21 protein-coding genes are annotated in these 26,514 nt (G+C 72.5%); 14 read left to right on the top strand and 7 right to left on the bottom strand.

From position 1 onward, the window contains the following. Nucleotides 1-194 precede the first annotated feature (194 nt). Complete coding sequence (locus AC07DU_RS00995) at nt 195-1,688, top strand: glycoside hydrolase family 15 protein (protein WP_479108858.1); 1,494 nt, start codon at nt 195-197, stop codon at nt 1,686-1,688. A 16-nt stretch (nt 1,689-1,704) separates the two neighbouring features. On the opposite strand, the gene AC07DU_RS00990 is transcribed toward AC07DU_RS00995, so the two are convergent. Together AC07DU_RS00990 and AC07DU_RS00985 are read right to left on the bottom strand one after the other, a co-directional pair. Next, nucleotides 1,705-2,136, bottom strand: coding sequence for a hypothetical protein (locus tag AC07DU_RS00990; RefSeq protein ID WP_479108856.1), 432 nt, complete (start codon nt 2,134-2,136; stop codon nt 1,705-1,707). A 203-nt stretch (nt 2,137-2,339) separates the two neighbouring features. Beyond that, nucleotides 2,340-4,481: a PIG-L family deacetylase gene (locus AC07DU_RS00985; RefSeq protein ID WP_479108854.1), complete on the bottom strand. Its 2,142-nt coding sequence runs from the start codon at nt 4,479-4,481 to the stop codon at nt 2,340-2,342. Nucleotides 4,482-5,194: 713 nt separating this feature from the next. On the opposite strand from AC07DU_RS00985, the gene AC07DU_RS00980 reads away from it, so the two are divergent. The 12 genes from AC07DU_RS00980 to AC07DU_RS00925 all read left to right on the top strand — a co-directional run bounded on the left by AC07DU_RS00980 (nt 5,195) and on the right by AC07DU_RS00925 (nt 18,174). After that, nucleotides 5,195-5,875, top strand: coding sequence for a response regulator transcription factor (locus AC07DU_RS00980; protein WP_479035013.1), 681 nt, complete (start codon nt 5,195-5,197; stop codon nt 5,873-5,875). 49 nt (nt 5,876-5,924) lie between these two features. Then, nucleotides 5,925-7,340 carry a sensor histidine kinase gene (locus tag AC07DU_RS00975; protein WP_479108852.1) on the top strand — a complete coding sequence of 472 codons (1,416 nt, stop codon included), beginning with the start codon at nt 5,925-5,927 and terminating at the stop codon, nt 7,338-7,340. Nucleotides 7,341-7,611: 271 nt separating this feature from the next. Beyond that, a complete protein-coding gene (locus AC07DU_RS00970) occupies nt 7,612-9,804 on the top strand; it encodes an MMPL family transporter (RefSeq protein WP_479108850.1) in 2,193 nt (730 codons plus the stop codon). Between the two features lie 268 nt (nt 9,805-10,072). Beyond that, on the top strand, nt 10,073-11,206 hold the full coding sequence (locus tag AC07DU_RS00965; RefSeq protein WP_479108847.1) for an acyl-CoA dehydrogenase family protein: 1,134 nt from the start codon (nt 10,073-10,075) through the stop codon (nt 11,204-11,206). 87 nt (nt 11,207-11,293) lie between these two features. Further along, nucleotides 11,294-12,370: an SDR family oxidoreductase gene (locus AC07DU_RS00960; RefSeq protein ID WP_453371232.1), complete on the top strand. Its 1,077-nt coding sequence runs from the start codon at nt 11,294-11,296 to the stop codon at nt 12,368-12,370. Next, entirely contained in the window at nt 12,367-13,671 is a 1,305-nt protein-coding gene (locus AC07DU_RS00955; protein ID WP_360895880.1) for an aspartate aminotransferase family protein, read from the top strand. Before AC07DU_RS00960 ends, AC07DU_RS00955 begins: the two co-directional genes overlap by 4 nt. Continuing rightward, complete coding sequence (locus tag AC07DU_RS00950; protein ID WP_360895883.1) at nt 13,671-14,165, top strand: type II toxin-antitoxin system RatA family toxin; 495 nt, start codon at nt 13,671-13,673, stop codon at nt 14,163-14,165. Before AC07DU_RS00955 ends, AC07DU_RS00950 begins: the two co-directional genes overlap by 1 nt. After that, on the top strand, nt 14,162-14,698 hold the full coding sequence (locus tag AC07DU_RS00945) for a flavin reductase family protein (RefSeq protein WP_453371235.1): 537 nt from the start codon (nt 14,162-14,164) through the stop codon (nt 14,696-14,698). The genes AC07DU_RS00950 and AC07DU_RS00945 overlap by 4 nt, the downstream gene beginning before the upstream one ends. 43 nt (nt 14,699-14,741) lie before the next feature. Beyond that, the gene (locus AC07DU_RS00940) at nt 14,742-15,584 is read left to right on the top strand and encodes an SDR family oxidoreductase (protein ID WP_360895889.1); all 843 of its coding nucleotides are present in this window, start codon (nt 14,742-14,744) and stop codon (nt 15,582-15,584) included. Beyond that, complete coding sequence (locus AC07DU_RS00935; RefSeq protein WP_360895892.1) at nt 15,581-16,246, top strand: sterol desaturase family protein; 666 nt, start codon at nt 15,581-15,583, stop codon at nt 16,244-16,246. Before AC07DU_RS00940 ends, AC07DU_RS00935 begins: the two co-directional genes overlap by 4 nt. 189 nt (nt 16,247-16,435) lie before the next feature. Beyond that, nucleotides 16,436-17,668, top strand: a complete 1,233-nt coding sequence (locus tag AC07DU_RS00930; RefSeq protein WP_479035030.1) for a nitric oxide synthase oxygenase — start codon at nt 16,436-16,438, stop codon at nt 17,666-17,668. Further along, the gene (locus AC07DU_RS00925) at nt 17,647-18,174 is read left to right on the top strand and encodes a hypothetical protein (protein WP_360895898.1); all 528 of its coding nucleotides are present in this window, start codon (nt 17,647-17,649) and stop codon (nt 18,172-18,174) included. Before AC07DU_RS00930 ends, AC07DU_RS00925 begins: the two co-directional genes overlap by 22 nt. 70 nt (nt 18,175-18,244) lie before the next feature. On the opposite strand, the gene AC07DU_RS00920 is transcribed toward AC07DU_RS00925, so the two are convergent. The 5 genes from AC07DU_RS00920 to AC07DU_RS00900 all read right to left on the bottom strand — a co-directional run bounded on the left by AC07DU_RS00920 (nt 18,245) and on the right by AC07DU_RS00900 (nt 25,505). Beyond that, the gene (locus AC07DU_RS00920; RefSeq protein ID WP_360895901.1) at nt 18,245-19,003 is read right to left on the bottom strand and encodes a helix-turn-helix transcriptional regulator; all 759 of its coding nucleotides are present in this window, start codon (nt 19,001-19,003) and stop codon (nt 18,245-18,247) included. Between the two features lie 77 nt (nt 19,004-19,080). Then, on the bottom strand, nt 19,081-20,199 hold the full coding sequence (locus AC07DU_RS00915) for an AMP-binding protein (protein WP_479108844.1): 1,119 nt from the start codon (nt 20,197-20,199) through the stop codon (nt 19,081-19,083). A gap of 372 nt (nt 20,200-20,571) precedes the next feature. Beyond that, nucleotides 20,572-21,480, bottom strand: a complete 909-nt coding sequence (locus tag AC07DU_RS00910) for an SAM-dependent methyltransferase (protein ID WP_479108842.1) — start codon at nt 21,478-21,480, stop codon at nt 20,572-20,574. Nucleotides 21,481-21,501: 21 nt separating this feature from the next. Beyond that, entirely contained in the window at nt 21,502-23,604 is a 2,103-nt protein-coding gene (locus tag AC07DU_RS00905; RefSeq protein WP_479108839.1) for an AfsR/SARP family transcriptional regulator, read from the bottom strand. A gap of 527 nt (nt 23,605-24,131) precedes the next feature. Then, nucleotides 24,132-25,505 carry an MFS transporter gene (locus AC07DU_RS00900; protein WP_479035045.1) on the bottom strand — a complete coding sequence of 458 codons (1,374 nt, stop codon included), beginning with the start codon at nt 25,503-25,505 and terminating at the stop codon, nt 24,132-24,134. Nucleotides 25,506-25,712: 207 nt separating this feature from the next. On the opposite strand from AC07DU_RS00900, the gene AC07DU_RS00895 reads away from it, so the two are divergent. Beyond that, nucleotides 25,713-26,411: a TetR/AcrR family transcriptional regulator gene (locus AC07DU_RS00895; RefSeq protein ID WP_453371242.1), complete on the top strand. Its 699-nt coding sequence runs from the start codon at nt 25,713-25,715 to the stop codon at nt 26,409-26,411. The last annotated feature ends 103 nt before the right edge of the window (nt 26,412-26,514 follow it).

Raw genomic sequence — 26,514 nt, 5'->3', positions numbered from 1 at the left:
CCACCCCTCACGGCGAGATGCGATCTGATGAACGGCTGATACGCCCGCTGATTGTCCACGCTCCGCCGCCGCCGGCCCGCGGGACACGCCACCCGACTCACCCGCCCGGCGGCGCCGCCGGGCGGCTTCGGCGCCGCCGTTCCAGCATGAGAACCCCGGGGTCCGTACAGGGAGCCCCGCCGGAAGGAGTGGGGTTGCCGTTGCCCGCCGTCCTGCTCGTGCGCTGGGCGCTCGTCACGGCGTCCCTCACGGCCGCCGCCTTCCCCGTGTGCGCGGCGGGCCCCCCTGTGGGCGGCCGCTCGGGGGACGAGCGGCCGGTGTGGTACGTCGGCTACGTCGGGCCCCTGGGACACGCGGGCCGGGGCGACGCCGAGGGCAGCTACGCCTCCATGCCGCTGCCCGCCACCCCCACCGTCGGGCTCCTCTCCAACGCGGACACCACCGAGGGCATCTCCCCGTTCACCGCCAAGGGCGCGCGGTACGTCCCGCAGAGCAACGTCCTGCAGCTGTCCTCCGGCCGGTGGAAGTACCTGCCCGCCGGCCGGACGGCGTCGGTCGTGGTGCCCGCCGGGGATCCGGCCGCCCTGCGGCAGATCGAGCGGAGCCGCGCCTGGCTGGCCGCCGGCACGGTCCCCGGCGGTACGCCGGAGCGGCGTGCGGCGGCCGAGCGGGCCCTCCTGTCGATGCGCGCCCTGCTGCGGCCGAACGGCGCCGTGGCGGCGGGATGGACTCCCGGCTGGATGTACTCCTGGCCGCGTGACGCCAGCTTCGCCTCGGCCGCGTTCGCCCACACCGGCCACGACGCGGAGGCCTACCGGATCCTGCGCTACAGCGCCGCGACCCAGCGCGAGGACGGCACCTGGGACGCGCGGACGAAGCTCGACGGATCCGGCCCCCCGGACCGCAGACGGTGGCAGCTCGACGCCAACGGCTGGGTCCCCTGGGCCACCTGGCAGTGGTACCAGGCGGCGCCCCGGGCCACCCGCCGGGCCCGGTTGGCCGTCCTCTACCCGATGATCCGCAAGGCGGCCGACCGCGCGGCGGCGTCCTTGGGGCCGGACGGGCTGCCCCCGGCCTCCCCCGACTACTGGGAGCTGTCGACGACCACGGCGAACATCGGCACGGCGGCTCCGCTGCTCGCGGGGCTGGCCGCCTGCGCGGACCTCGCCAGGGAGCTGGACCGACCGGACGACGCGGCGCGCTGGGTCCGGGCCGGCGAGCGGCTGCGCTCCGCCGTGTCCGCGAGGTTCGCGCCCCTGGGATACCAGCGCACCGTCGACGGGCGGCACGGACACGACAGCGCGGTGGCGTTCATGGCGCCGCCGTTCAACACGGCCCCGGCCGGTCTGTCCCCCGCGCTCGACAGCACGTACGAGGCCCTGCTCCTGCCCCGTGGGGGCCTGACGCCGGGGAACGACCCCGCCGCGCCCTGGGGCGCGGTCGCCTGGACCCCCAGTACCTCGTTCTTCGCCCTGGCCTGGGCCGGCACGGGCAGGACGGCGAAGGCCGGACAGGTCCTCGACTGGGTCCTCTCCAAGCGGAACCCGCTCGGCGAGCTGCCGGAGAAGGTGGACCGGGCGGGCAGGCCCTCATCGGTCGCGCCCCTGGCCTGGACGGGCGCGATCACCGTCCTCGCCCTCGTGGCCCTGGACGGCAGGCCGCTCCCCCCGCCGCCCTTGCGGCGCTAGTGCTGTGGCTGGTGGGTCAGACGGGCTCCAGCCCGTCACCGGGAGGCGGGGCGGAGCGCGCGCTGCGCAGTTCGGCGAGGAGGCGCTCGTACGCGCGCCGTTCCGCCTCCACCGCGCGCCGGAAGGGGAGGTGGTGCGGATCGTCGTGTGCCCGGGCCTGCCGCGCGGCGGCGACCCGGAGTGCCTTCGCCCGGGCCGCGCCGTTCGTCGCGTCGACGTATCCGGCGTCGAGGAGCTCGTGGTCGAGGACCTCTCCGAAGGCCGCCTCCGCCAGGACGCCCAGCCGGTCGAGACCGTCGACGCAGCTCGCGGGGGTCGTCTCGTCACAGGGTTCGGCGAGGGCCCTGGAGATCGACGTCGTGGTCGCCTTGAGCTCCGGGTACCCCCAGGCCGGCACGGTGTCGTTCCTGCACGCGGTGGCGCAGGCGGCGAGGACGGTGAGGGCCACCACGCGGACCGTTCCCGGTCGTGCGCGCCGGTTCGCTATGAGGAAGGGGATCACGGGAGCCCCGATCGTCCGTGGGTGAGGAGGCGGCCGCCGTCGGCCCGCGGCGCGCTCTGTCCGCATCGTCACCCGCCCCGATCCGCACGGCCACCCGGAGGCCTCGGCCTCAAAGGGGCTCGGCGTCCGGGGATCAGGGCACCGGCCCGCTACGGCTGCCGGGACCCCGCGGCGGCCGCTTCCGTACGGGCGCCCGGCACCGTCGCGCCGGGACCGACCGCCCGGTGCCACGGGGAGAGGGGCCCGTCGGCGGTCGGCAGGGACCCCGCCGTCAGCGTGGTGAGGTGCAGCTCGGCGTCCAGTCCGAGCGCGGCCGCGACGGACGCGCCGACCGACTCGGCCACGCCCGCCGGGGCGCCCGTGTACAGCATCCGGGACTCGGACCAGGACGACGGGCCGTCCACGCCGGCCACGCCGACCGTGCCCGCGCCCGCGCGGCCCGCGAGCAGCCGGCCCGCGACGCCCACGGCGCCGTAGCCGGCCTGGCCGCCCGCCTCGGTGACCGGGGAGAACGTCGGTGCGGTCCCTCCCGCGTCGGCCAGGATCGTGCCGACGGTTCCGGTGCCGGGCCGACGGAAGTACAGGCGGACGCCGTCGCCCTCCGGGGTGACCGACAGCGGGCCCGTGGTCGGCGGCAGCCCGGTGGGGACGGGGCCCGGGAGCGGGGCGTCCGGTGTCCGCCGGATCCAGGCCAGCACGGTTCCGGCGGTCGCCGCGTACACGTGCACCCGCCCCGATCCGTCGGTCGCGGTGACGGGGTCGCCCTGGAGGGCGGCGCCTCCCAGGGCCTGCCATGCGCCGAACGCGCCGGCCGGGGTGCTCTGGGCCCGGGCGCGCAGCGTTCGCCTGGAGTCGCGTACGTACACGGTCATGCGGCCCGTGGGGTCCACGGCGACGGCCGGTGCGCTGATCGCCGAGGTGCCCGCCCTGTCCGCCGCGTCCGGGGTGCCCAGCGACTGCCAGGGGCCGAAGGCGCCGTCGGGCGCGTCCTGGACGGCGTACACGACGTCCCGGCCGTAGTCCCGCGGTGTCGCGCCCAGGGCGGTGCGGGTGGCGAACACCGCGATCCTGCCGTCGGAGAGCCGGGCCGTCGTCGCACCCGTGTCGATGCCGCCGCCGGGGAGGAACCGGGGGCCCTGCCAGGGGGCCTGCGGGCCGCCGCGGGACCAGTACGCCATGCGGCCGTCGAGAACGGTGAAGGCCCACAGCCTTCCGGAGACGCCCTCGGTCATCCAGGAGGTGCTCTCGCCCCGGCTGTAGCGGATGGTCTGGCTCCAGCCGGCGCCCGTGGGCCGGGTCGCGGTCTTGCGGTCGCCGCAGCCGGCGGGGCTGCCGCACCAGTCCTGGTGGTCGGTCCAGGCGTAGGTCTTGAGGTAGCCGAGCTTCTCCTCGGCCGCCCGCGGGTCGAGCGTCGGGGGCAGGGAGCTGTTGGGGTAGCTGACGTAGTTCTGGACCGAGAAGTGCGGACGCTCCGTGGACTGCGCGTAGCGTTCGGCGGCGGCCTGGACGAAGCGGGCTCCGTACATGTGGTCCTGGTGGTCCAGGAAGGCGCCGCCGCCCTCCGCCCTGCCGGGCGTGGGGTCCTGCGTGCGTATCGTCGTCGGCCGGTACATCGCGAACACGCTCGCGATGGCGTCTATCGCCTGGTCCTTGGTGTACGAGAACGAGCGCTTGACCGGCGTGCCGGAGGTCAGCTGGGCGTCCAGCGCGGGTATTCGTCCGTCCCACAGGCCGCGGAGGCTGTCCGGGTTGTCGCCGGAGATGCTGCGGGCCTCGCGCAGCTGCATCCAGACCAGCTGGACCTCGGGCCTGGCGACGAGCACGTCCACCTCCGCGCTCCCGCCGCCGACGGTGGGTACGGCCTTGCGCTTCCACGCGCTGCTGCGGACACCGGTGGCCATTTCCGCGTAGGCGGCCCGTATGCCGTTCTGGCGGGCCTCCGCGTAGGCGGCGCGGTCGGCGGGGCCCGCGGCGTCCTCCAGGTGCGGGCTGTGGGCCTCGTTCCTGCCGTCGGACTCGCCGGAGGTCAGGTAGACGGTCGTGACCTTGATGCCGGTGGATATGGAACGGCTCAGGTCGGGGTTCATGAAGAAGAGGTCGTCATCGGGGTGCGCCACGACCTGGAGGACCGAGCCCTCGGTCACGCTCGCGCGGACGACGGGCGCCGGGGCGGGGGCGGCCGGAAGCTGCTGCGGGGTCGCGTAGCCGTAGGCCCAGGTCGTCACGCCGACGGCGCCGACGGAGAGCACGGCGAGCGAGGCCGCGAGGCGGGTGCGCCTGGCCAGGGACATCTGAGACGCCTTGATGATCGATCCGGTGCGGGAAGGCTGCCGGTGGGGGCGGGGGTGGGTCGGCGCCCCGATGGCTCCATCGCTGCCGGAGACGACCGGTCGCCGATTATGCCCCACGGGGGTCCGACTGACACACCATCAAGGGGCAAGATGGATGAAAACAGACAAGTGGGACATAGTGCCAATTTGCGCATTTTCAGCGACTTTTAACTCCGTCCTGCGGGCAGGTGAACGGCCCCGCCGCGCCGCCCCCGCTCCCTTCCCGCGGTGACAACCTCCGCCAAGTGAGGCCTCCCCACCCGGTTTCCGGTGTGTGAGACTGAACGCGTCATAGGTGGTGTACCTATGCCAGCCGCACGGCCGCGCCGTACACCCCGCCGCGGAACGCCTCACGACCGAGGCCGCGCTCGCGCTGGGCGGCGGCCGCGAGCGGCCGGGCGATCCGGCTGGGCGATCCGGCTGGGCAGTCCGGTCGGGCGATCCGGTCGGGTCATCCTCCGCCTCCGGGGGCGCCGCGGCCTGCCTCAGGCGCCGGACGGACACGCCTTTCACCGTCCGCAACCCGATGACGTGGGGGTACGTTCGACGGCCCAATTACTTTCAGGTTTCGCCATTCGTTCGTATCACATCGGTAGCATCCGATGTCGGAGCGGGTCGTCTGGGGGACGGCCCCGCTCCCGACTTGGGGGGACGGAAACATGCAGGTACTCGTGGTGGAAGACGACACACGGATCGCGGAGGCGCTGACCGAGGCGTTACAGCGGTTCGGGCACGACGTGGACTGGGTGGGCAGCGGGGCCGAGGCGCTGAAGGCGGCCCAGTCGACCGAGTTCGTACTGCTGGATCTGGGGCTGCCCGATCTGGACGGCCAGGAGGTCTGCCGGCGCGTCCGGGAGACGTCGGCCGTCCCGATCATCGCGGTGACGGCCCGGTCCGAGGAGCTCGACCGGGTGCTGCTGCTCCAGACGGGCGCGGACGACTACCTCGTCAAGCCCTACAGCATGCGGGAGTTACTGGCGCGGATGGAGGCCGTCGCACGCCGCGTCAACGCGTCGGCGCCCGCGCAGGCGCCGGGTGGCGCGGGGGGTGCGGCCGAACTCTGCTCGTACGGGCCCCTGTCGGTGGACATACGCACGCGCCAGGTGGAGATGGACGGAGCTCCCGTCCACCTGACGCGCCGTGAGTTCGATCTGCTGGCGGCCCTTTTGACGGACGCCGGAGCGGTGCACGCGAGGGAGGACCTGATCAACGAGGTCTGGGACCCCAACTGGCACGGCTCGACCCGGACGCTGGACGTCCACATCGGTTCCCTGCGGTCCAAGCTCGGCAGTCGCAAGTGGATCCAGTCGGTGCGCGGCGTCGGCTTCCGTCTCGTCCTGCCGGACCTGCAGTGACCAGACGGCGGCCGATGTGACCGGGGCGGTATGAAGGGGGATTTCTGGCGTGCGACGTCATCTGGTGGCCGCGTTGGTCGCCTTGCCTGTCGCGGTGGTCTCCGTCCTGGGACTGCCACTGGCCCTGCAGCGCAGCGACGAGGCGCTGCGGGAGCTGGCGCATACGCGGGCCGTCCAGGCCCGTGAGCTGCTGCCCACCGCGGTGGACGCCCTGGAGAGGGGGGAACGGGCGGGGCTGAGGCAGCGGATCGCCGAGTACCAGGACCGCACCGGCGCCCGCGCGCACGTCTTCAACGCGCAAGGGCAGTCGGTGGAGGGCGCGTTGTGCCGGATGACGCCGCAGGAGCTCGCGCAGGACACGGTGGTGCGCGCGGCCCTGGAGGGTCAGTACACCGACTCCTCCGACCGGCGGGAGTCCGAATCCTCGTCGTCCTCCGGGGAACTGATCGTGGCCGTGCCGGTCGTCCACGACAGGACGCTGGCCGGTGTCGTCGTGGTGTGCTCGTCGCTGGAGGACCTGGCGCTCCAGCAGTGGACGATCTGGGCCGTGGTGGCCGTGATCGGGACCCTGGCGCTGGCGATGAGCGGGTTCCTGGCGGAGCCGCTGGCCCGCTGGATCCTGCGGCCCGTGCGGTATCTGGAGGCGGCCGCCCGCCGGTTCGCGGCGGGTGACCACACCGCCCGCGTGCCGGTCCATCTCGGTCCGCCGGATCTGCGGGTGCTCGCGGAGACCTTCAACCACCTGGCCGAGCAGGTCCAGAACCAGGTCACGGTCCAGAAGGCGTTCGTCTCCGACGCCTCCCACCAGCTGAGGTCACCGCTGGTGGCGCTCCGGCTGCGTCTGGAGAACCTGGAGCCCCACATCGAGCCGGACGGAAGCCGCGGGCTGGAGCAGGCGCTCGACGAGGTGGACCGGATGACCGGCATCCTCAACGCGCTGCTGCTCCTGGCCCGCGCCGAGTCCGGCGCCCAGGACGTCGAGAGCGTGGACGTCCTGGCGGTCGCCGAGGAAAGGGTCGCGTCCTGGCGGCTGGTGGCGGAACCGAGGGACATCAGCCTGACCATCGACAGCGAGGGGGAACTCGTCGCGTCGGCGGTCGCCGGGACCGTCGATCAGATCCTCGACGTGTTCCTCGACAACGCCCTGCGCATGTCGCCGGCCGGCTCCACGGTCCGGGTGCGCCTGATCGACGACGGGGCGATGGTGGCGGTCCAGTTCATCGACTCCGGTCCGGGGATGAACGCCGCGGAAAGGGCCCGTGCCTGTGACCGGTTCTGGCGCGGGGCGAAGGCCACCAGCGGTGAGGGATCCGGGCTGGGGCTGGCCATCGCCGCCAGTCTGGCCCGTGTCAACAGTGGTCACGTCCTGCTCGAAGAGGCTCCCGGTGGAGGGCTGCACGCCGAGGTGCGCCTTCCGGCCTGGCGCCACCGCTCCTCCACCGTCCTTCCCCTCCACCAAGGATGACCTTGACTTTTGTCTTGCACGTCCCCTGCACAATCCCTGCCGGGCCGCTGCAGCGGACGTTCCTACAGTGACGCCGGGTACCACCTTGCACCGTCGGTCCCCCCGCCCCTGCCTTCCCACCCGCTACCCCCATGCGTGCGCGTCTCCCTGCGGGCCGCTTCCCTGATCTCCCTTCTCGTATCTCATCCTCCAAGGAGGAAGTGTGGGTTCCCAGTCCACAGTCAGCAGCGAAACTCCGCCCAAGGCCCCGCCGCCGGTCAGCCCCAGGGGCTTGGCCGCACTGGGGCGCTGGCTGGCCCGGCGCAGACTGCTGGTGCTCCTGCTCACCTTGGCGGCGCTGATCGTCGCGGTGCCGTTCGGCTCCGATGTGGAGAGCCGTCTGTCGGAGGGCGGCATCACCGTCCCCGCCTCGGAGTCGGCCCGCGCCGACGATCTGCTCAACGCCCGTTTCGAGAGCGGCTCCCCGCACCTGGTGTTGGTGGCCGCGGCGCAGAGCAGCGTCGACGGTCCCGAGGTCGCCGAGGCGGCGACGGCGCTGACCGAGCGCCTGGCCAACGAGCCGGAGGTGGTGCAGGCGGCGTCCTACTGGACGCTGGACAAGGCCCCCACCCTCCGTTCGAAGGACGGCAACACCGGCCTGATCATGGTGCGGCTGGCCGGGGACGAGGACCAGATCCGCAAGGCGGCGGCGCGGATCCTGCCGCAGGTGGTGGGCGAGCGGGGGCCGCTGAAGGTCACCGCGACCGGCGTGACCGCCGTACGCATGGAAGTCGAACGGCTCAGCGAGGAGGACCTCAACCGGGCCGAGCTGCTGTCCGGCCCGCTGGTGCTGATCATCCTGCTGCTGGTGTTCGGGAGCGTGGTGGCCGCCAGCGCGCCCCTGGCCGTCGGCATCTTCGCCGTGATCGGTTCCTTCGTCATCCTGCGGCTGCTCGACATGGTCGTCCAGGTGTCGGTCTTCGCGGTGAACATCACCACCGCCCTGGGACTCGGCCTGGCCATCGACTACAGCCTGTTCATCGTCACCCGGTACCGCGAGGAACTCGCCCGGGGCCGGACCGTCCACGAGGCGATCGCCGAATCCGTGCGCACCTCGGGCCGTACGGTGCTGTTCTCCGCGCTCACGGTGGCGGTGTCCCTCTCGGCGATGCTGGTCTTCCCCATGTACCACCTGCGGTCCTTCGCCTACTCGGGGATCGCCGTGGTGCTCCTCGCGGCGTTCGGCTCCGTCGTCGTGCTGCCCGCGCTGCTGGCCGTCCTCGGCCACCGGATCGACTCGCTGAACCTGCGGCGCCTCTTCCGCCGCAACGCCAAGGTGGCCCCCGCCCGCACCGACACCGAGGGGTTCTGGCACAAGCTGGCCATGGCGGTGATGCGGCGGCCGCTGCCGTTCGCGCTCGCGGTCGCGGCCGTCCTGGTGGCCCTGGGCCTGCCGTTCATGCGGGCCGAGTTCGGTGACAGCGACGACCGGGTGCTGCCCGCCAGCTCCCCCGCGTACCAGGGTGCGCAGGTGCTGCGCGAGGAGTTCGACAACCGGGAGGGCTCGCCGCTGAACGTGGTCCTGCCCGACATCGACCCGGTCGCGGACTCGTACAAGGTGACCGACTACGCCAAGCAGTTGTCCACCGTGCCCGGGATCACCCGCGTCGACGCCGTGACCGGCTCCTACAGCGAGGGCGCCGAAGTCGCTCCGCCGGGCCCGGCCTCCGAGCGGTTCAAGGCCGGCCAGGGCACCTGGCTGTCCGTGGTGTCCGACACCGAGCCGTACTCGGAGCGCGGCATGGACCTGGTCGACACCCTGCGCGCGCAGCCCGCACCGGACGCCGTGCTCGTGGGCGGGCAGGCCGCGCTGCTCGTGGACTCCAAGGCCACCATCGGTGACAAGCTTCCCTGGACGCTGGGGATCATCGCGCTGTCGACGATCGTGCTGCTGTTCCTGTTCACCGGCAGCCTCCTGATCCCCCTCAAGGCCATCGTGCTGAACCTGCTCAGCCTGACGGCCACCTTCGGCGCGATGGTGTACATCTTCCAGGACGGGAACCTGCGCTGGCTGGTCGGTGACTTCACGCCGACGGGCATGCTCGACATCGACACCCCGATCCTGATGTTCTGCGTCGCCTTCGGCCTGTCGATGGACTACGAGGTGTTCCTGCTGTCCCGGATCAAGGAGGAGTACCACCGCACCGGCGACAACGTCTCCGCCGTCGCCTGGGGCCTGCAGCGCACCGGGCGGCTGGTCACCGCGGCCGCGGCCCTGATCGCCACCGTGCTGCTCTCCTTCGCCACGTCCTCCGTGACCCCGCTCAAGCTCCTCGGCGTCGGCCTGGCGCTCGCCGTGATCGTCGACGCCACCCTGGTGCGCGGCATCCTGGTCCCGGCGTTCATGCGCCTGGCCGGCCGTGCCAACTGGTGGGCCCCGGGCCCCCTCGCCCGGCTGCACAAGAAGATCGGGCTGCACGACTGACACCTGGGAAACCCTGACGGGGCGCGGGCCGACACGGCTCGCGCCCCGTCGGCGTTCCATACCGAGTGCCCCGGTTCGCACCTGCAGCGACCGTCACAGAAAGTCGTGCCGAACACATGAGCGGAACCTAGAGGTCCGCTGTACGGACGCTGCATCGGCGGCTCATAGCGTGGGCCGTGCCCTGGGGACGTCCGAAAATGATCCGCCTGCGTGACGTTCCCGGCGGCGAGCGGAAATGTCGAACTACCAGGTGGGGGAGACCCGGTCCATGCGATTTCTGCAGCGTGAACGTGCCGTCGTCGAGGAATTGCTGCCCGGATTGGACCAGGAACTGGCCTCGGTCGACCTGGCCGAGCTGGAGGCCGCCGGCGGCCCCGCTCTGAAGCTGTTCCGCGAGGCCGGTGGTCCCGGCCTGCTGGTGCCCGCCGAGCACGGCGGCCACGGTGCGGGCCTGCTGACCGCCCTGCGGGTGCAGCGCGCCCTCGGCTCGCGCTCGCCGTCCCTGGCCGTGGCGACCACCATGCACCACTTCTCCGTGGCGTCCCTGGTGGAGGCCGCGGCCACCAGCCAGGGCATGGAGTGGCTGCTGCTCGCCGCCATCGCGAAGGACAACCTGCTGCTCGCCTCCGGCTTCGCCGAGGGACGCACGGGCCAGGGCATCCTCAACCCGTCCCTGGCCGCCCGTACCGACGGCGACAAGGTGTTCCTGACCGGGTCGAAGAAGCCGTGCAGCCTCGCCCACTCCATGGACCTGCTCACGCTGTCCCTGCCGCTGGCCGACCCTGACGGCGAGGAGCGCCTGGCCTTCGCGCTGGTCCCCGCCGACTCCAAGGGCCTGTCCGTGAAGCCGTTCTGGGGCAGCCCGGTCCTGGCCGGCGCCGAGAGCGACGAGGTCGTCCTGGACGACGTGGAGGTGCCGGCCGAGCTGCTGGTGCGTACGGACGTCACCTCCGACGGGCAGCTCGACCAGCTGCAGACCGTCGGCTTCGTCTGGTTCGAGGCGCTGATGACCGCCAGCTACCTGGGGGCCGCCTCCGCGCTCGTCGAGTGCGTCCTGGCCAACCCCCGCAGCGACGCGGCGGTCGCGGCCGGGGCGGTGACCCTCGTGGAGTCCGTCTCCCTCACGCTGGAGGGGCTCGCCTCCGAGGTGGCCACGAACGGCGTCACCCAGGACACCCTGGCCCGGTCCCTGCTGTGCCGGTACGCGGCCCAGGACGCCATCAGCCGGGTCCTCGACCTGTGCGTCGAGTCGCTGGGCGGCATGGCCTTCATCGGCTCCGGCGACGTCGCCTACCTCAACTCCGCGTGTCGCGCCCTGTCCTTCCACCCGCCGTCGCGGGCCCGCATGGCCACCCCGCTGACCGAGTTCTTCACCGGCACCTCCCCCCTCCGTATCCCCTGAGGGTGCCCTCCCGCGCGGCCGCCGGCCGCGTTCCCCCCTGGCTTCGACTCCTGTACGTCCGCTGAACTGTCCGTGAGGTGCTCGATCGTGCCCAGTCAACCCACCGTCCTTCTCACCGGTGCGTCCGGTGTCGTGGGCAGCGCCCTGCTCCCGCAGCTGCCCGACTGCCACACCATCGCCCTGATCCACCGCAACCCGGTCGCCGGCGCCGACGAGCAGCTGGCCGGCGACCTGACCGCGCCGCGGCTCGGCCTCGACGCCGACGCCTACAAGCGCCTGGCCGCACGGGTCGACGTCATCGTGCACTGCGCGGCCATCACCGGTTTCTCCATGGGCCCCGAGGCCACCCACGCCCTCAACGAGGCGGGCACCCGTCAGATGGTGCAGCTCGCCGCCGATGCGGGTGCGGTGTTCTACCACGTGTCCACGGCGTTCGTGGACCGCACCGACCTGACCCGGGCCCAGCTCGGCCAGGACCAGGGCGAGGCCACCGCGCGGCCCGAGGACTACCTGGACTCCAAGCGCGCCGGTGAGGACGTCGTACGGTCCTCCGGCGTCCCGGCGGTGATCGTCCGTCCGTCCGTGGTGATCGGGGACGCCGTCACCGGTGCGATCTCCGCGTTCCAGGGCATGCACGGGATCATCCACGGGCTGCTGCGCGGACTGCTTCCGCTGGTGCCGGTGCCCGCCGCCTCGCCCATCGACTTCGTGCCGCAGGACCTGGTCGCCGCCACCATCGCCGGACTGATCCGCGAGGACCGGCGCGACGGCGAGGTCTGGGTCACCGCGGGCGCCAACGCGCTGAGCACCGAGCGGCTCCTGCAGGTCGTCGGTGACACCGCGGACGAGCTCGGCCTCGCTCCCACCCGGCCGCGCATGGTCGGCCCGGAGATGGTCGACCGCCTCATCCGTCCGGTGTTCATCGCGAACCTGCACCCCCGGGCGCGGCGCCGCTTCGACGACATGCTCGCGATGACGGCACTGTTCGCCCACGGCCACGTGTTCCCCTCCAGCCTGGGCCAGGGCGCCGGAATCCCGAAGGCTCCGAGCACCGGGGAACTGGAGGCCGCGCTGCGGGCTTCGGTCACCTACATGGCCCGCACCAAGGGCATGGTCCGCGACCTGCCGCAGCCCGCGTTCGCCGGCGAGCGGGTGCCGGCATGAGCGAGCTGACCCTTCCCGCCCCCGCGCGCGCCGACGCCCCGGTCTACACCGGAGCCTCGACCGCGGACGTACTGGACGTTTACCGGCGCCACTTGAGCAAGGGCCGTGCGCGCCTGGCCTCGCTGACCGGCGCCGCCATGGAGGTCGCCTCCGAGGGCAGCCTGGTGTGGGGCGCCGACGGCAAGGAGTACCTGGACTGCGGCGGATACGGGGTGTTCATCCTCGGCCACCGCCACCCCCGGGTGGTGGACGCCGTGATCGAGCAGATCCGCCGGCACCCGATGGCCACCCGGCTGCTGCTGGAACCGGTCGCCGCGAAGGCGGCGGCCGCGCTCGCCGCCGTCACTCCGCCCGGCCTGGAGCGGGTCCACTTCGTCAACTCCGGCGCCGAGGCGACCGAGACCGCGATCAAGCTCGCCCGCGCCCACGGCAAGTACCGCCTGATCTCCGCGGTCGGCGGCTACCACGGCAAGACCACCGGCGCGCTCGCCGTCACCGCCAAGCCCCTGTACCAGGACCCGTTCAGGCCGCTGCTGCCGGCCGAGCACGTCCCGTACGGAGACGCCGACGCCCTGGAGCGGGCGCTCGCGGGCGGGGAGCCGGCCTGCGTCATCCTCGAGCCCATGCAGGGCGAGGGCGGCGCCGTCCTGCCGCCGGCCGGCTACCTCACCCGCGTGCAGGAGCTGTGCGCCGAGCACGGCGCGATGTTCGTCCTCGACGAGATCCAGACCGGCCTCGGCCGGCTGGGCACCTGGTGGGGCGCCGACGCCGAGGGGGTGCGCCCGGATGTGCTGCTGGTCGGCAAGAACCTCAGCGGCGGCGTGATCCCGGTCGCCGCCGCGGTCGCCACGCCCGAGGTGTACGCGCCCTTCGACAAGGATCCCTTCCTGCACACCTCCACCTTCGCGGCCTCCCCGGTGGCGATGGCGGCCGCCGCGGCAGCCGTCACGGCGATCGCCGACGAGGGCCTGGTGGAACGGGCCCGCACCCTGGGCGAGGTCCTGCTGGACCGGCTGCGCTCGGCGCTGGCCCCGGTGTACGGCAGCGCCGTGGTGGACATCCGCGGCCGGGGCCTGCTCCTGGGCGTCGAGATGCGCGACGAGGGCGCCGCCGGCGAACTCGTCCTGAACCTCATGGAGTCGGGGCTGCTCGTCAACCACTCCCTCAACGCCCAGCGGGTCGTACGCCTGACCCCGCCCGCAGTGCTGACACCGGCCGACGTGGACCGGATCACCGACGCCTTCACTTCCGCGGCCACCGTCCTGGCCCGCGCCACCGCTTCAACAAAGGGGACACGCTGATGCCCGAGGTGACTCTCGACGCCCTCATACCCGACACGACCGCACCGGACGTCTTCGAACTGCTGCGTGACTTCGCCTCCTACCCGAAGTACACCGACGCCGTCCGCGAGGTGAACGTCACCGACACCGGCGGCGACACCATGGACTCGGACTGGTCGGTGAACTTCCGCAACGGCATCCTGTGCTGGACCGAGCGCGACCGCATCGACGCCGCGACGCTGACCATCGAGTTCACCCAGACCGAGGGCGACTTCGACCAGTTCGACGGCGCCTGGACCGTGGTCGGTCACGACGACGGCACGGCCACCGTGCGGTTCCACGCCCGCTTCGACCTGGGCATGCCCAGCCTCGCCGCGATCATCGACCCGATCGCCTGCGAGGCCCTCGTCGAGGCGATCAGCCTCATCCTGCGCGGCCTGCTGGGTGAGCACATCACCCTGACCACGCCGGAGGCAGAACCGGTCGGTGCCTCCGCGGCCGCGGACGCACCGTGACGGGAGCCCTCACGAGCGCCACCACCTACGCCCCACCCGGCGCCACACGGACGTCGGTGACGGCCCGTGAGTTCAAGGACGTCCTCGCGCACCTGCCCTCCGGCGTCACCGTGCTGACCACCAGCGGACCCGACGGGACCGGGACGGCGGGCATGACGGCGAGCGCCGTCTGCTCCCTGTCCCTGGATCCGCCGATGATCCTGGCCTGTGCGGCCAACAACAGCCGCACGCTGACCCGGATCCGTACCACCGGGATGCTGGCCGTCAACCTGCTGCGCGAGGACCAGGCCCATCTCGCCCGGCGGTTCGCGGACCCGCAGCTGGACCAGGACGCCCGCTTCGCCGCCACCGCCCACCACCTGGTGGACGGTCTCCCGGTCCTCGACGACGCGCTGGCCTGGCTGGCGTGCACCGTCGAGGCCACGTACCCCGGCGGGGACCACACCATCCTCACCGCCGAGGTCCGCGGGCTCGGCCTGGGCGGCGGACCCCCGTTGCTCTGGCACAACCGCACGTTCCGCACCCTCGTCTGACCCGCCGCCCCGAGCGGACCGCGACTTACTGGAGGCTCCCACAGTGCCCAGGGACATCAACAACAAGATCGTTGCCATCACCGGCGGCAGCCGTGGCATCGGCCGCGCCACCGCCGAGCAGTTCATCGCCGCCGGGGCGAAGGTCGCCATCGGCGCCCGCAACCTCGACCTCGCCGCCAAGGTCGCCTCCGAGATCGGCGCCCGTGCCTACGAGCTGGACGTCACCAGCCCGGTCAGCGTCGAGGCGTTCTGGAACGCGGTCGAGGCCGACCTCGGTCCGATCGACATCTTCGTGAACAACGCGGGCGAGATGATCGTCGGGCCCTTCGAGAAGGAGTCCGCCGAGGACACCGCCCACCAGCTGGGCGTCAACCTGCTGGGCACCCTCAACGGGATGAAGACCGCCATCGGCCCGATGCGCCGGCGCGGCCGCGGCCACATCATCAACATGGTCTCCGCCGTCGGCATGATCGGTCTGCCCGGCTGCGCCACGTACTCCGCCGCCAAGCACGGTGTCGTCGGCCTCTCCGAGGGTGTGCGCGCCGAGCTGCGGGGTTCCGGCGTGGACCTGTCGATCATCCTTCCCATCCCGGCGCAGACCGAGCTGACCTCCGGTGTCGGCAAGGGCCGCTTCGTGCCCCTGCTCACGCCCGGTGACATCGCCAAGTCGGTCCTGCGCACCGCCCGCCGGCCCGTCTACAACCGGTACGTGCCGGGCTGGACCAACCCGGTCACCCGCTCCCTGTTCCTCCTGCCCCAGCCGTGGCGGGACGCGATGGGCCGCTTCCTCAAGGCGGACCAGCTGCTGCGCACCACCGACTACCAGGCCCGCATCGCGTACGAGGCCCGGGTGAAGGTCCCGACCGCGGAAGGAGCCGGGGCGTGACCTCCGCGACACCCGCCCGCCCGAGCAACTACAAGGGCGCCGTCAAACGGGGCAAGGCGCCGGCCGTCGTCGGCTGGCGCTGGCTGGACCACCTCATCCACGTCCACCCCATCACCACGATCGCCATGTTCAGCCCGGTGATCGCCGTCTGTGTCTGGTACTCGGTCGCGCGCGAGCACACCGGTGGCTGGGCGCTGCTCGGATGGGCCGCCGCGGGCTACGTGACGTGGACGCTGTCGGAGTACTGGGGCCACCGCATCGTGCTGCACTACGAGCCCGAGAAGGGCTTCGGTGCGCGCCTGCACTACGTGCTGCACGGGATCCACCACGACTACCCCACGGATCCCCGGCGTTCCATCCTCAGTCCCCTGCTCAGCATTCCGATGGTCGGCGGCACGATCTACCTGGCCTCCGGGCTGGGCTCGCTGCCGCTGGTCTTCGGAGCCGGCTACACCTTCGGCTACCTCACGTACGACCTGTTCCACCTGTACCTGCACCTCGCCAACCCGAAGAACCGGCTCTTGCGGCACCTGCGCTCGCTCCACATGCGCCATCACTTCCGCGACGACACCAAGGGCTTCGGCATCTCGGCTCCTTACTGGGACGAGCTGTTCGGAACCTCCATCGCGCGCCAGTCCCGGTCCGGCGAACCAGTCGCCTGACCGCTCCCGCCGGTCCAGCGGTCCGGCTCCTGACCGGTGCGGGCACCCCCGCGGCGTACGGCTCAACCCTCAAGTCGTCGATGCCCCCCGCGCGGGTGCCCGCGCCTCTGTTCGCGCAACAGCTCACCCGGCATGTCCGCCCGCCGCACGGGCCGGACGCCGGAGCCGAACGCCACCCGCGAGGAACCCATGAACTCCGAAACGCTTCTGGCTCGCATCTACACCCTCGACACCGACGCCGACACCGACGACCCCGGCACGTCGGATTCCCGACCCGTGCCGGCCGGCCAGTCGCATTCCGCCGAAGCCGACTGGGACGAAGCGGAGGAGTTCGTTCGCCTCCACCACAGCGAGTACCCCGACCAGGCCGTGCCGCTGGCGGCCCGGCTGGAGCAGGTCCGCACGCAGATCGAGCAGACCGGCACCTACACCCACACCGACGACGAGCTCACCTTCGGGGCCCGGGTGGCCTGGCGCAACTCCAGCCGCTGCATCGGGCGCCTGTACTGGAAGAGCCTGCGCGTCCTGGACCGCCGGCGGGCCGGCACGCCCGAGCAGATCCACCACGAGCTGTGCGAGCACCTGCGCCAGGCGACCAACGACGGACGCATCCGTCCGACGATCTCCGTCTTCGCCCCCGAAACCCCCGAGCGCCGGGCGCCCCGGGTGTGGAACGACCAGCTCATCCGCTACGCCGGCTACCGGCAGGAGGGCGGTGACATCGTCGGGGACCCGACGTACACCGACTTCACCGAGGCCGTTCAGCGCCTGGGCTGGCAGGCCCCCGGCGGCGCCTGGGACGTACTGCCCTGGGTCATCGAGACCCACGAGGACAAGCCCCAGCTCTTCGACGTGCCCCCGGACCTCGTCCTGGAAGTGCACCTCACCCACCCCGACCGTCCGGACTTCGCCGACCTGGGCCTGCGCTGGCACGCCGTCCCGGCGATCTCCAACATGCGGCTGCGGATCGGCGGCATCAACTACCCTCTGGCCCCGTTCAACGGCTGGTACATGGGGACGGAGATCGGCGCCCGCAACCTGGTCGACGCCGACCGGTACAACCTGCTGCCCGTCATCGCCGCCCACCTCGGCCTCGACACCAGCAGCGACCTCACCCTGTGGCGCGACCGCGCCCTGGTCGAGCTCAACGTCGCCGTCCTGCACTCCTTCACCCAGGCCGGCGTCAAGATCAGTGACCACCACACCGAGTCCCGGCACTTCATGACGCACCTGGACAAGGAAGAGAAGCAGGGGCGCACGGTGCCCACTGACTGGAGCTGGATCGTGCCCCCCGTCAGCGGCGGCATCACCCCGGTCTTCCACCGCTACTACGACGAGGCCGACCAGCGCCCCAACTTCTACCTCGACGACGACGCCAAGGACCGCGGCAAGGGCGGCGGATGCCCCTTCGGCCACGGCTGACCGGCGCCGTGGACCACTCCCCCGGCCTGGCCGCCGCAGCGCGCGTGCCGGCGGCGCACCCCAGGATCCTGGCGGAGCTCGGACCGCTCCTGGGCACCGCGGGCGCCCAGCACCGCGGCGCCCTGTGGCGCCTGACCGAACCCGGCCGGGGGCTGGACGCCAACGTCGTCCACCTCCCGGCCGGCGCCGGGGTGGACGAGCACGTCGAAGAGGCCGTCGACGTCCTGCTGGTCGTCGTCGCGGGGGGCGGTGTCCTCGGTCCGGGACCGGACGCGACGGGCGGCGCCCTCACACCGGGCGTGATCGTATGGCTGCCGCGTGCCACTCGGCGGTCCCTGCGGGCCGGTGACCAGGGCCTGACCTATCTGACCGTCCACACGCGCCGGCCGGCCCTGGACATCGGCCGGCCGCGGGCGCTCCAGCAGGCGTCCGGCCCGGCTTCCGCCGCCGCCGTCGCCACCGCGGCGGGGCGGACCGGGGCGGGACGAGGAGGACCGGGCGGGTGACCCGTGCCGACGGCGTGCGTTCCCGCGCCGCCGTCGGCCCGTACGGCGCCCTGCGCCCGCCCCGCCCGTCTTACGAGGTCGTCGCCGTGGCGGCGTCCTCCCAGCGCACGCCGCGCAGGAGCTCCGAGGGCGCCAGGCCGAACATCTCGTGCACGACCCGGGTCAGGTGCGAGCTGTCACTGAATCCCGCGCCGTACGCGGCCCGGGTCAAGGTCGCCCCGGCACGGACCAGTTCCATCGCGCGGCGCAGGCGCGCCCACCGCAGGTAGGTCGGGAAGGACATGCCGACCTCCTGGGCGAAGAGGTGACCGAGCCGGCTGGGGGAGATCCCCGCGGCGGCCGCCACGTCGTCCAGCCGAATGGGGCCGCCGAGCAGCGACCGCGTGCGAGCGATCGCCGCACGCACCGCGGGGTGCGTACCGCCGGCCGCGGCCTGCGCGCTGGCCACCGCCAGCAACAGGTCCCCCAGCCGAGGCGGAGCGCCCTCTTCCCCCGGCCCCTGCGGCGGTCCGGCCCTGACCCAGTCGGCGATCCCCCCGCCCCCGGCCGGAGCGCACTGCACGCGGCGGCCCAGCAGGGAATCCGCGTCGCAGTACACCAGCGTCCCCCAGGCGTCGACGGCCCGTACGGCGTGGACCGCACGGGCGGGAATCACCGCGGCGCGCACGCAACGGCCGTGACCGTGACCGTCGATCACCTCGACCGTGCCGGACGCGACGATCACGATCTGCACGGCGGCGTGCGCATGTGCGTGGGTGGTGCCGATCCTTCCCCGGAACGTGAGCCGTCCGGGCTCCAGGGTCACCTTGCCGTTCCACAGCTGCGTCATCGGCGGCACCTGACCTCACACGAGGCAACCTCATCGACACTTGAGATATCCCCCGGTGCGAGGTCTTCGAACAGCCATTACAGGACGGCGTCGCCCGCCGTGACGCGGTCGGTGGCGCCGTAGGCCTCGCTCCCGGCGTCCGTGTCGCGGGTGAAGGTGTGCTGCCCCTCCGCCACCCCGTACACCTGTTGCAGCCGGCAGCCGAGGACCGGCCTGATGCGCTCCACGACCGGCCCGGGCAGCCGGGCGCCGCCGATCTGCACGAGCTGGAGGCTCGACAGGTCGGCCGTGTTCCCTTCGGCGACCTCCAGCCAGGACTGGGCCAGGGCCGGCACCAGCGAGGTGAAGGTGACGCCTTGGCTCTCGATGGCCGCGAAGCACTCGTCGGCGCGGGGCGCGTCCATCAGGACCACGGTGCCGCCGGAGCCCAGGGTCCCCACCACGCCGGGACACCCCCAGGTGAAGTTCAACTCCGCCGGAAGCACCGCCAAGTAGACGTCCGACGCGTCCAGTTCGAGCAGTTCGGCGGCCGCCCGGATCTGGTACGCGTAGTCGTCGTGGGTCCGGGGCATCAGCCGCGCCTGCTCCGTACCGCCGGACAGCAGGAGGAACGCGACGTCGGCCGGATCGGGCGCGGCCGGCGGCAGCGGTTCGGCGTCGACTTGGTCGAGCGCGACGAGCAGCCCTTCGGATGCCCGGGTCGCGGCCCGCCCCGCCCCGGCGTCCAGGACGAAGACCTTGCGCAAGGTGGCGCACTGCGCCACGAGGTCGAGGGCCGGCCGGGTGCGGCCGAGGTCCTCGTACCGGCCGGGCACGACGCAGGCCACGGCTCCGGAGAGCGCGCACAGGTGACGCAGTTCCCCGGGACGGTGCGGGAGCAGCGAGAACACCGGCTGGGCTCCCATGCGGAACAGGGCGAGGGTGACGATCACGAAGGCGGGTCCGTTCGGCAGCCGTACGAGGACCCGGTCACCCGCGGCGATGCCCTGGGCGACGAAGCCCGCGGCCGTCCGGGCCACCCGCCGGCCGAGTTCGGCGTAGGTCAGGCCCAGGGGGCCGTGCACGAGTGCGGTGCGCTCGCCGTGTGCCTCCACGGCGGCGGTCAGCAGGTCCGCCAGGTTCTCGCCCTGCCAGCGGCCCGCCGGCCGGTAGTGCTCCGCCGGCTCCTCGGGCCAGGGCGTACGTCCGTCAAGCACGGCCGGCCTCCCAGGGGAACAGGGGCTCCCCGCCCCGGTGCAGTTCCTCCATCGAGGGGGGCGACACCGGCCCTGCGGAGAGCAGCCTGCCGAAATCCCCGGCCCGGAAAGGGGGCGGGTAATCGGGCGGGAAATCGGCTGGGAAATCAGCCCGGTCGTCGTGCGGGCGGCCGGGCGGGTGAGCGGAGCGGGCCGGCGCGGTCCGGGCGGTGCGATGGATTCGCCCCTCGCTCATGGCACTCCCCCGTAGTCATTCGATCCGGCGAGAGGTCCACAACGGACGCTCGCTCAGTCCATATCTTGCTGACGGTTGCTATACCGGGGGTGAAGGGAGCCATATCCCGGCTACACCCCGCAGGTCAGTGGGCATCCTCAGCGCACCGCACTGAGGAGCCACAGGTGTCCCGCGCCGTGGGCGCGGGGGCCGAATACACCGGATATCTCCCGTCCGCTGCGGCGGGCGAGTTCCCGGGGGTCGGTCAGGCCGAAGGCCCAGCCGTGCGGGGCGAGCCATTCCTGCGGAGCCTCCAGGGTGGAATTCCAGGACGCGCCGACGGCGCGCAGGACCTCGGTCATCGCGGTGCGTTCCAGCGCTTCGCGCAGCGCGCTGTCGAAGTGGTCCGCCACCAGTCGGCCGGCTGCCGCGGACATCGCCGTGATCCCGCTCAGCAGCTGGTCGTTCTCGGTGCGGCTCAGCAGGGGCAGCAGCCCCTCGGCGGCCCAGGCCGTGGGCCGCCACGGATTGAAGCCCGCGGCCCGCAGCGCCCCGGGCCAGTCGCCCCTGAGGTCCGCGGCCACTTCCACCCGCGTGCAGCGGGGTTCCTGGCCGGCCCTGGCCACGACGCCCCGCTTGAAGCGCAGCACGTCGCCCCGGTCCAGTTCGTACACCTCGGTGCCCTGCGGCCAGTCGAGGCGGAAGGCGCGGGAGTCCAGACCCGCGCCCAGCAGGACCACTTGGCGGCACTGCCCGGACGCGGCGCGCAGTTCGTCGTCGAAGAACCGCGTGCGCACCGCGACGAGTTCGCTCATCGCCGACGCCCGCTCCCCCGTGGCCCGCTCCCCCGACGACCGCTCCCCCGGTCGGCGCGGCGTCCGGGGCGGCCCGCCGACCAGCTCGGTCGCCACGTGGGCGACGCGGTCCTCGAAGAGCCGGTCCGCGCGGCGGCTCTCCGCACTGCGTTCCCTGGCCGCGCACAGAGCGGTGAGGAGGCCCGCACCCGTCACGGGCCCCGGCCCCGGTACCTCACGGCCCCGGCCCGGGGGCACGTCGTCCACGCGCATGGTGCGACCCTGCGGCCCGCCTCAGACCCTGGTCAGGGTCTGGGGCAGGGCCGATGAGGACCGGCGCCGGGCGACGGTGCGGCCGTCGGCCGCTCCACTGAGCCTGCGGAGCTCCGTCAGGGTGCGGGCGAGCGAGCGGGCCGTGACGTCGTGGCCCTCGGCGTCCGCCTGACGGAACGCCGCGACCAGCCCGCTCTTCTCCGCCTCGAACCAGAACAGGGCGCTGCGGGCGCCGACTTGGCGCCCGTCCCCCAGCGTACGGACGGCGGCGCGGGCCCGCTGCAGCCACGCGTCCAGGGCCCGGTCGACCGTCGAGCGGCGGTCGGCGGCCGTGCTCTCGGCCTCCGCGCGTTCGGAGGCGAACAGGCGGATCACGGGGGGTATCCGATAGCGCAGCCGCCCGGTGCGATCGGCCTCGCCGACCTCCAGCAGCCGGGCGTCGACCAGCGTTTCGAGCAGGTCCTCGGCCCGGGACTCGTCGGTCTCCAGCACGGCGGCCGCCAGCCAGGCCGGTATCTCCGCGGTCTTCAGCAGCGACAGCCGGCACAGAGCCGTCCGGGCGCCGGCCGCCAGGCGCAGGTAGCTGGGCCGCAGCGAGGACCGGACGTCGATGTCGGCGAGGCGCAGTTCGTCGAGCGGACGCCGGTCGGCGTCGGCGAGCCTGCGCTCCATCTCGGCCAGCGGCCAATGGGGTTTGGCCGCCAGCCGTCCGGCCACCACGCGGACGGCGAGCGGCAGCCGCCCGCACCGGTCGACCAGTGACTCGGCCGTGTCGTGCTCCGCCACGACGCGACCGGGACCGGCCACCCGGCGCAGCAGCGTGAGCGCCTCGCCCTGGTCGAAGACGTCCAGCTCCAGCGATCGCGCGCCTTCCAGGGCGGTGAAGCGGGACCGGGTCGTCACGATCACCCGGCTGCAGGCGGCTCCCGGGAGCAGCGGCCGCACCTGCTGCTCGTGGTGGGCGTTGTCCAGGACGACCAGGACCCGGCGTTCGGCGAGCACGCTGCGGTAGAGCTGGGTGCGCGCTTCCACGGTCTCGGGTATCGGGCTGCCGGGCTCGATCAGTGCCTGGAGGAACCATTCGAGTACCTCGTGGGGGTCCCGCGGGCCGTCCTGCGCCCCGCCCAGGTCCGCGTAGAGCTGGCCGTCGGGGAAGGCGTCGAGGCACAGCCGGCCGGCCTGGACGGCGAGGGCGCTCTTGCCGACTCCCGCGGTACCGGTCACCACGACCGGGGCCGCCCCGACCCGGTCGCCGCACAGCAGGTCGGACAGCTCGCGCAACTGGGGCTGGCGGCCCGTGAAGTCGGCGACGCACGGGGGCAGCATCGCCGGCCGCACCTGGCGCCGGGACTGGACCCGGATCTGCTGGCCGGTGGCGGCGGGGGCGGTGAGCCCCGGGTCCGCGGACAGGATGGACTGGAAGACCTCGGTGAGGGCCGAACTGGGCTCGATGCCCAGTTCCTCGGCGAGGATCTGCCGGCCGCGCTGGTACTCGGCCAGGGCGTCGGCCTGCCGCCCGACCCGGTAGAGCGTGGTCATCAGCTGGGCGCGCAGCCGCTCGCGCACCGGGTAGGCCTCCACGAGGTCGACGAGCTCGGAGACGAGCGCGTCCTGGCGGCCGAGCGCCAGGTCCGCCGCGATGCGCCCCTCCAGCGCGGCCATGCGCGCTTCCTCCAGCCGGGGCAGTTCGACGCGGGCCAGATGCTCGGTCACACCGCCGAGGGCGGGGCCGCGCCACAGCGCGAGCGCCGCGGCCAGGTGTTCGGCGGCGACGGCGTGACGGCGGGTCTTCAGCGCGTCGTAGCCGAGGCCGGCCAGCCGGTCGAACTCGGCGTGGTCCAGGGTGGCGTCGGTCAGCACCAGCCGGTAGCCCGGCCGGTGGCGCCGGATCACCGCGGCGGGGTACAGCAGCTTGCGGAGCCGCGAAACGTACGTGTAGAGCTGCTGGTTGACCGTGGCCGGAGGTGTCGGCCCCCAGGTGACCTCGCGTAAGTGGGCGTCGGAAACGACACGGTTGCCCGCCAGGAGCAGCGCGGCGAGCACTGTCTTGGGCTTCTCCGCGACCAGCGTGATATCCCGGCCTGCCTGACGTATTCCGACCGGTCCGAGAACGCGGAATTCCACTGCTACCCCCCTTGTGTGTGCTGCACGCTCCGGCTCGGCCGACGTCGGGAACGCCCCAGTTCCCTGCCTGCCGCGCCGTCCTACCAGTCCATTCCGAGCCCCACGGGTTGGTTCGGGAATTCAGCTGCGACGAGCCGGTCGAATGACCGCGCACACCGGGGAGACCGAGAACGGCCTGCGAATCGGAAGGACATACGGAACACAGAAATCCACGGCAGCATCTCGACGATACCAGTCGGATATCACACAGCGACAGATCATTCCCACATTGACCGTCATGCATTTCGCATATCCGGAATGGAGCAATCAATTAATGGACCGGCTCCCGGCCGGGGCATGACGCGCGAACGCGACCCCTGTGGGTGATCGAAGGCTTCGATCACCTTGACCATCAGAGGTCGCGTTCGACATGCGGGGTGCCCCGGCTCGCCTTGCCTGGATGGATGGATACCTCGTGAACGGATCAGGTCAGCCGGCGGCCCGTTCGCAGGTGCGCCGCGGCCGGCCGGTCCCGGTCGGGGACCAGATCACGCCTTGCCCTGCGCCGCCGGCGAGGGGGCGGGGGTGCGGGGCAGGACGCTGATGGCGATGAGCACCGCGCCGACCACCATCACGCCGCCGATCGTCATGCCGAGCGCGTAGCCGTCGTTGAGGGCCTCCAGCGTGCCCACATCGCCGGTCTTCTCGTTCGCGGCGGTGCCGAGGGCGGCCAGTCCGATCGCGGCACCGATCTGGCGGGTGCTGTTGACCAGGCCGCCAGCGGTCCCCGCCTCGTGGGGCTCGACTCCCGCGGTGGCGAGGTTGAGCATCGGGGCGAGGCAGAGGCCGAAGCCGATACTGGCGACGATCGACGGACCCAGGACGTCGACGGTGAAGGAGCCGTCGGCGCTGATCAGGCCGAACCAGGCGAACCCGATCCCGGTCAGCAGACCGCCGGCGAGCAGGATGAACCGCGGAGCGATCTTGTAGCCGAGCTTGATGGCGATGACCGACCCGACGATCACACCGATCGCGAAGGGCAGGAACTGGACGCCCGTCTTGGCCGGCCCCGTCCCCAGCACGCGCTGGAGGTAGAGGGACACGAAGTAGAAGGCCGACGCCATGGCGCCACCGAGCAGGAGGTTGAAGACGTTCGCGCCCACGACCGAGCGGTTGGAGAACAGTCCGAGCCGGATCAGCGGGTCGCGGGCGGTGGTCATCTCGACGTAGACGAAGGCGGCCAGCAGCACGACGGAGATCCCCAGCGCCGTCAGCGTCTCGGAGGAGGACCACGGGTGCTGGTCGGTGCGGACGACACCGAAGACGAGCAGGGTCATGCCGCCGGTGGCCAGGACCGCGCCCAGCACGTCCGGACGGCCGCGGCTGGCGATGGGCCCGTCGGCGACGACGCCGCGCCAGGTCAGGAACAGCGCGATGGCGGCCATGGGCACGTTGACGAACATCACCCATTCCCAGCCCGCGTACTCGGTCAGCAGGCCGCCGATCAGGACGCCGAAGGCGCCGCCCGCCGCGTTCATCGCGCTCCACACGCCGAACGCCTTCACGCGCGCCTTACCCGAGGGGAAGGTCGCGGTCAGCAGCGCCAGCGCGGCCGGAGCCAGCATCGCGGCCCCGACGCCCTGCACGGCGCGGGCGGCCACCAGGTGACCCGGTTCCGTCGCGAAGCCGCCGATGAGCGAGGCGAGGCCGAAGACGGGGAGCCCGATCATCATGAGCCGCTTATGGCCGTACCGGTCCGCGATCTTGCCGCCCAGCAGCAGCAGGCCGCCGAAGGTGAGGGCGTAGGCATGGATCACCCAGGTCAGGCCGACTTCACTGAAGCCCAGACTGGACCCGATCTCCGGGAGTCCGACGTTCACGACCGACAGGTCGAGGGAGACCATGAACTGCACGACGGCCACCGCGGCAAGGGTGAGCCCGGCCTGCGCACCACCGTCGGTGGCTGATGCCTCGTTCGTTAATTCCGTGTTTGTCACAGCAACCCAGTCCCTCTGTGATCCCAAGTGTCAGGTGAGTTTCCGAACTCGTTCTAAAATTAACACCAGGACCCGCTCGCTGTCGAGCGCAGGGGTCGAAGGCGCCCTGTCGGGCTAGTGCATGATGGAGCGATGTCTCCCAACGCAGCACCTCACGGCCGTGTCGGCCGCCCCCCTGTCACGTCCCGCGCGCAGATCCTGAGCGCGGCCCGCCGGCTCATCGACCGGGACGGCTGGGACAAGCTGACGATCCGCCGGCTGGCAGGCGAGATCGGCATCGGGGCGACGACCCTGTACCACCACGTGCGGGACAAAGAGGACTTGCTGCTCCTGCTGATCCATGAGCACGCGGACCAGATCCCGCACCCCGATCTGCCGGCCGAGCCGCGCGAGCGCATCATTACGGCCGCCACCGCGATCCACGACTCCCTCGCCGCATGGCCGTGGGCCGCCGAAGTCCTGACCACCGACGGCTTCATCATGCGACTGGGCGACTCGGCCCTGTGGCTGGTCGAGGTCATCCTGGCCGGGGCCATCGACCACGGATGCACGCCCGCCCAGTCCGTCTACGTCTTCCGCAGCATCTGGTACTACACCGTCGGCGAGATCCTGGTCCGCGCCCACTCCGCGCGGGCGATGGCGAACGACGAGGTCCCGGTCTCCCGGGAGTTCAGCAGCCAGCTGGCGGCCCAGCTGCCGCGCCTGGCCGCCCTGAACGACCAGTGGGCGAAGCTGGCCTCGCAGGACACCTACCCCCAGGCGCTGCGGGCCTTCGTCGACGGACTGCTCGCGCAAGCCACGTCCACGGCCCCCCGCCGGCAGGACCGCTGACCCCCCGAGCCGTACCCCGTACGGGAGTCGGGCCGCTTGGACGCCGCGCGGCAACACGAAGACGCGCCCGCGGAGAACCCTGGGGTTCGTCCGCGGGCGCGTC

The sequence above is a fragment of the Streptomyces sp. NPDC045695 genome, from assembly GCF_056432025.1.
Note: the sequence above shows the minus strand (reverse complement) of the source record. Positions and strands in the feature narration are given on the sequence as shown.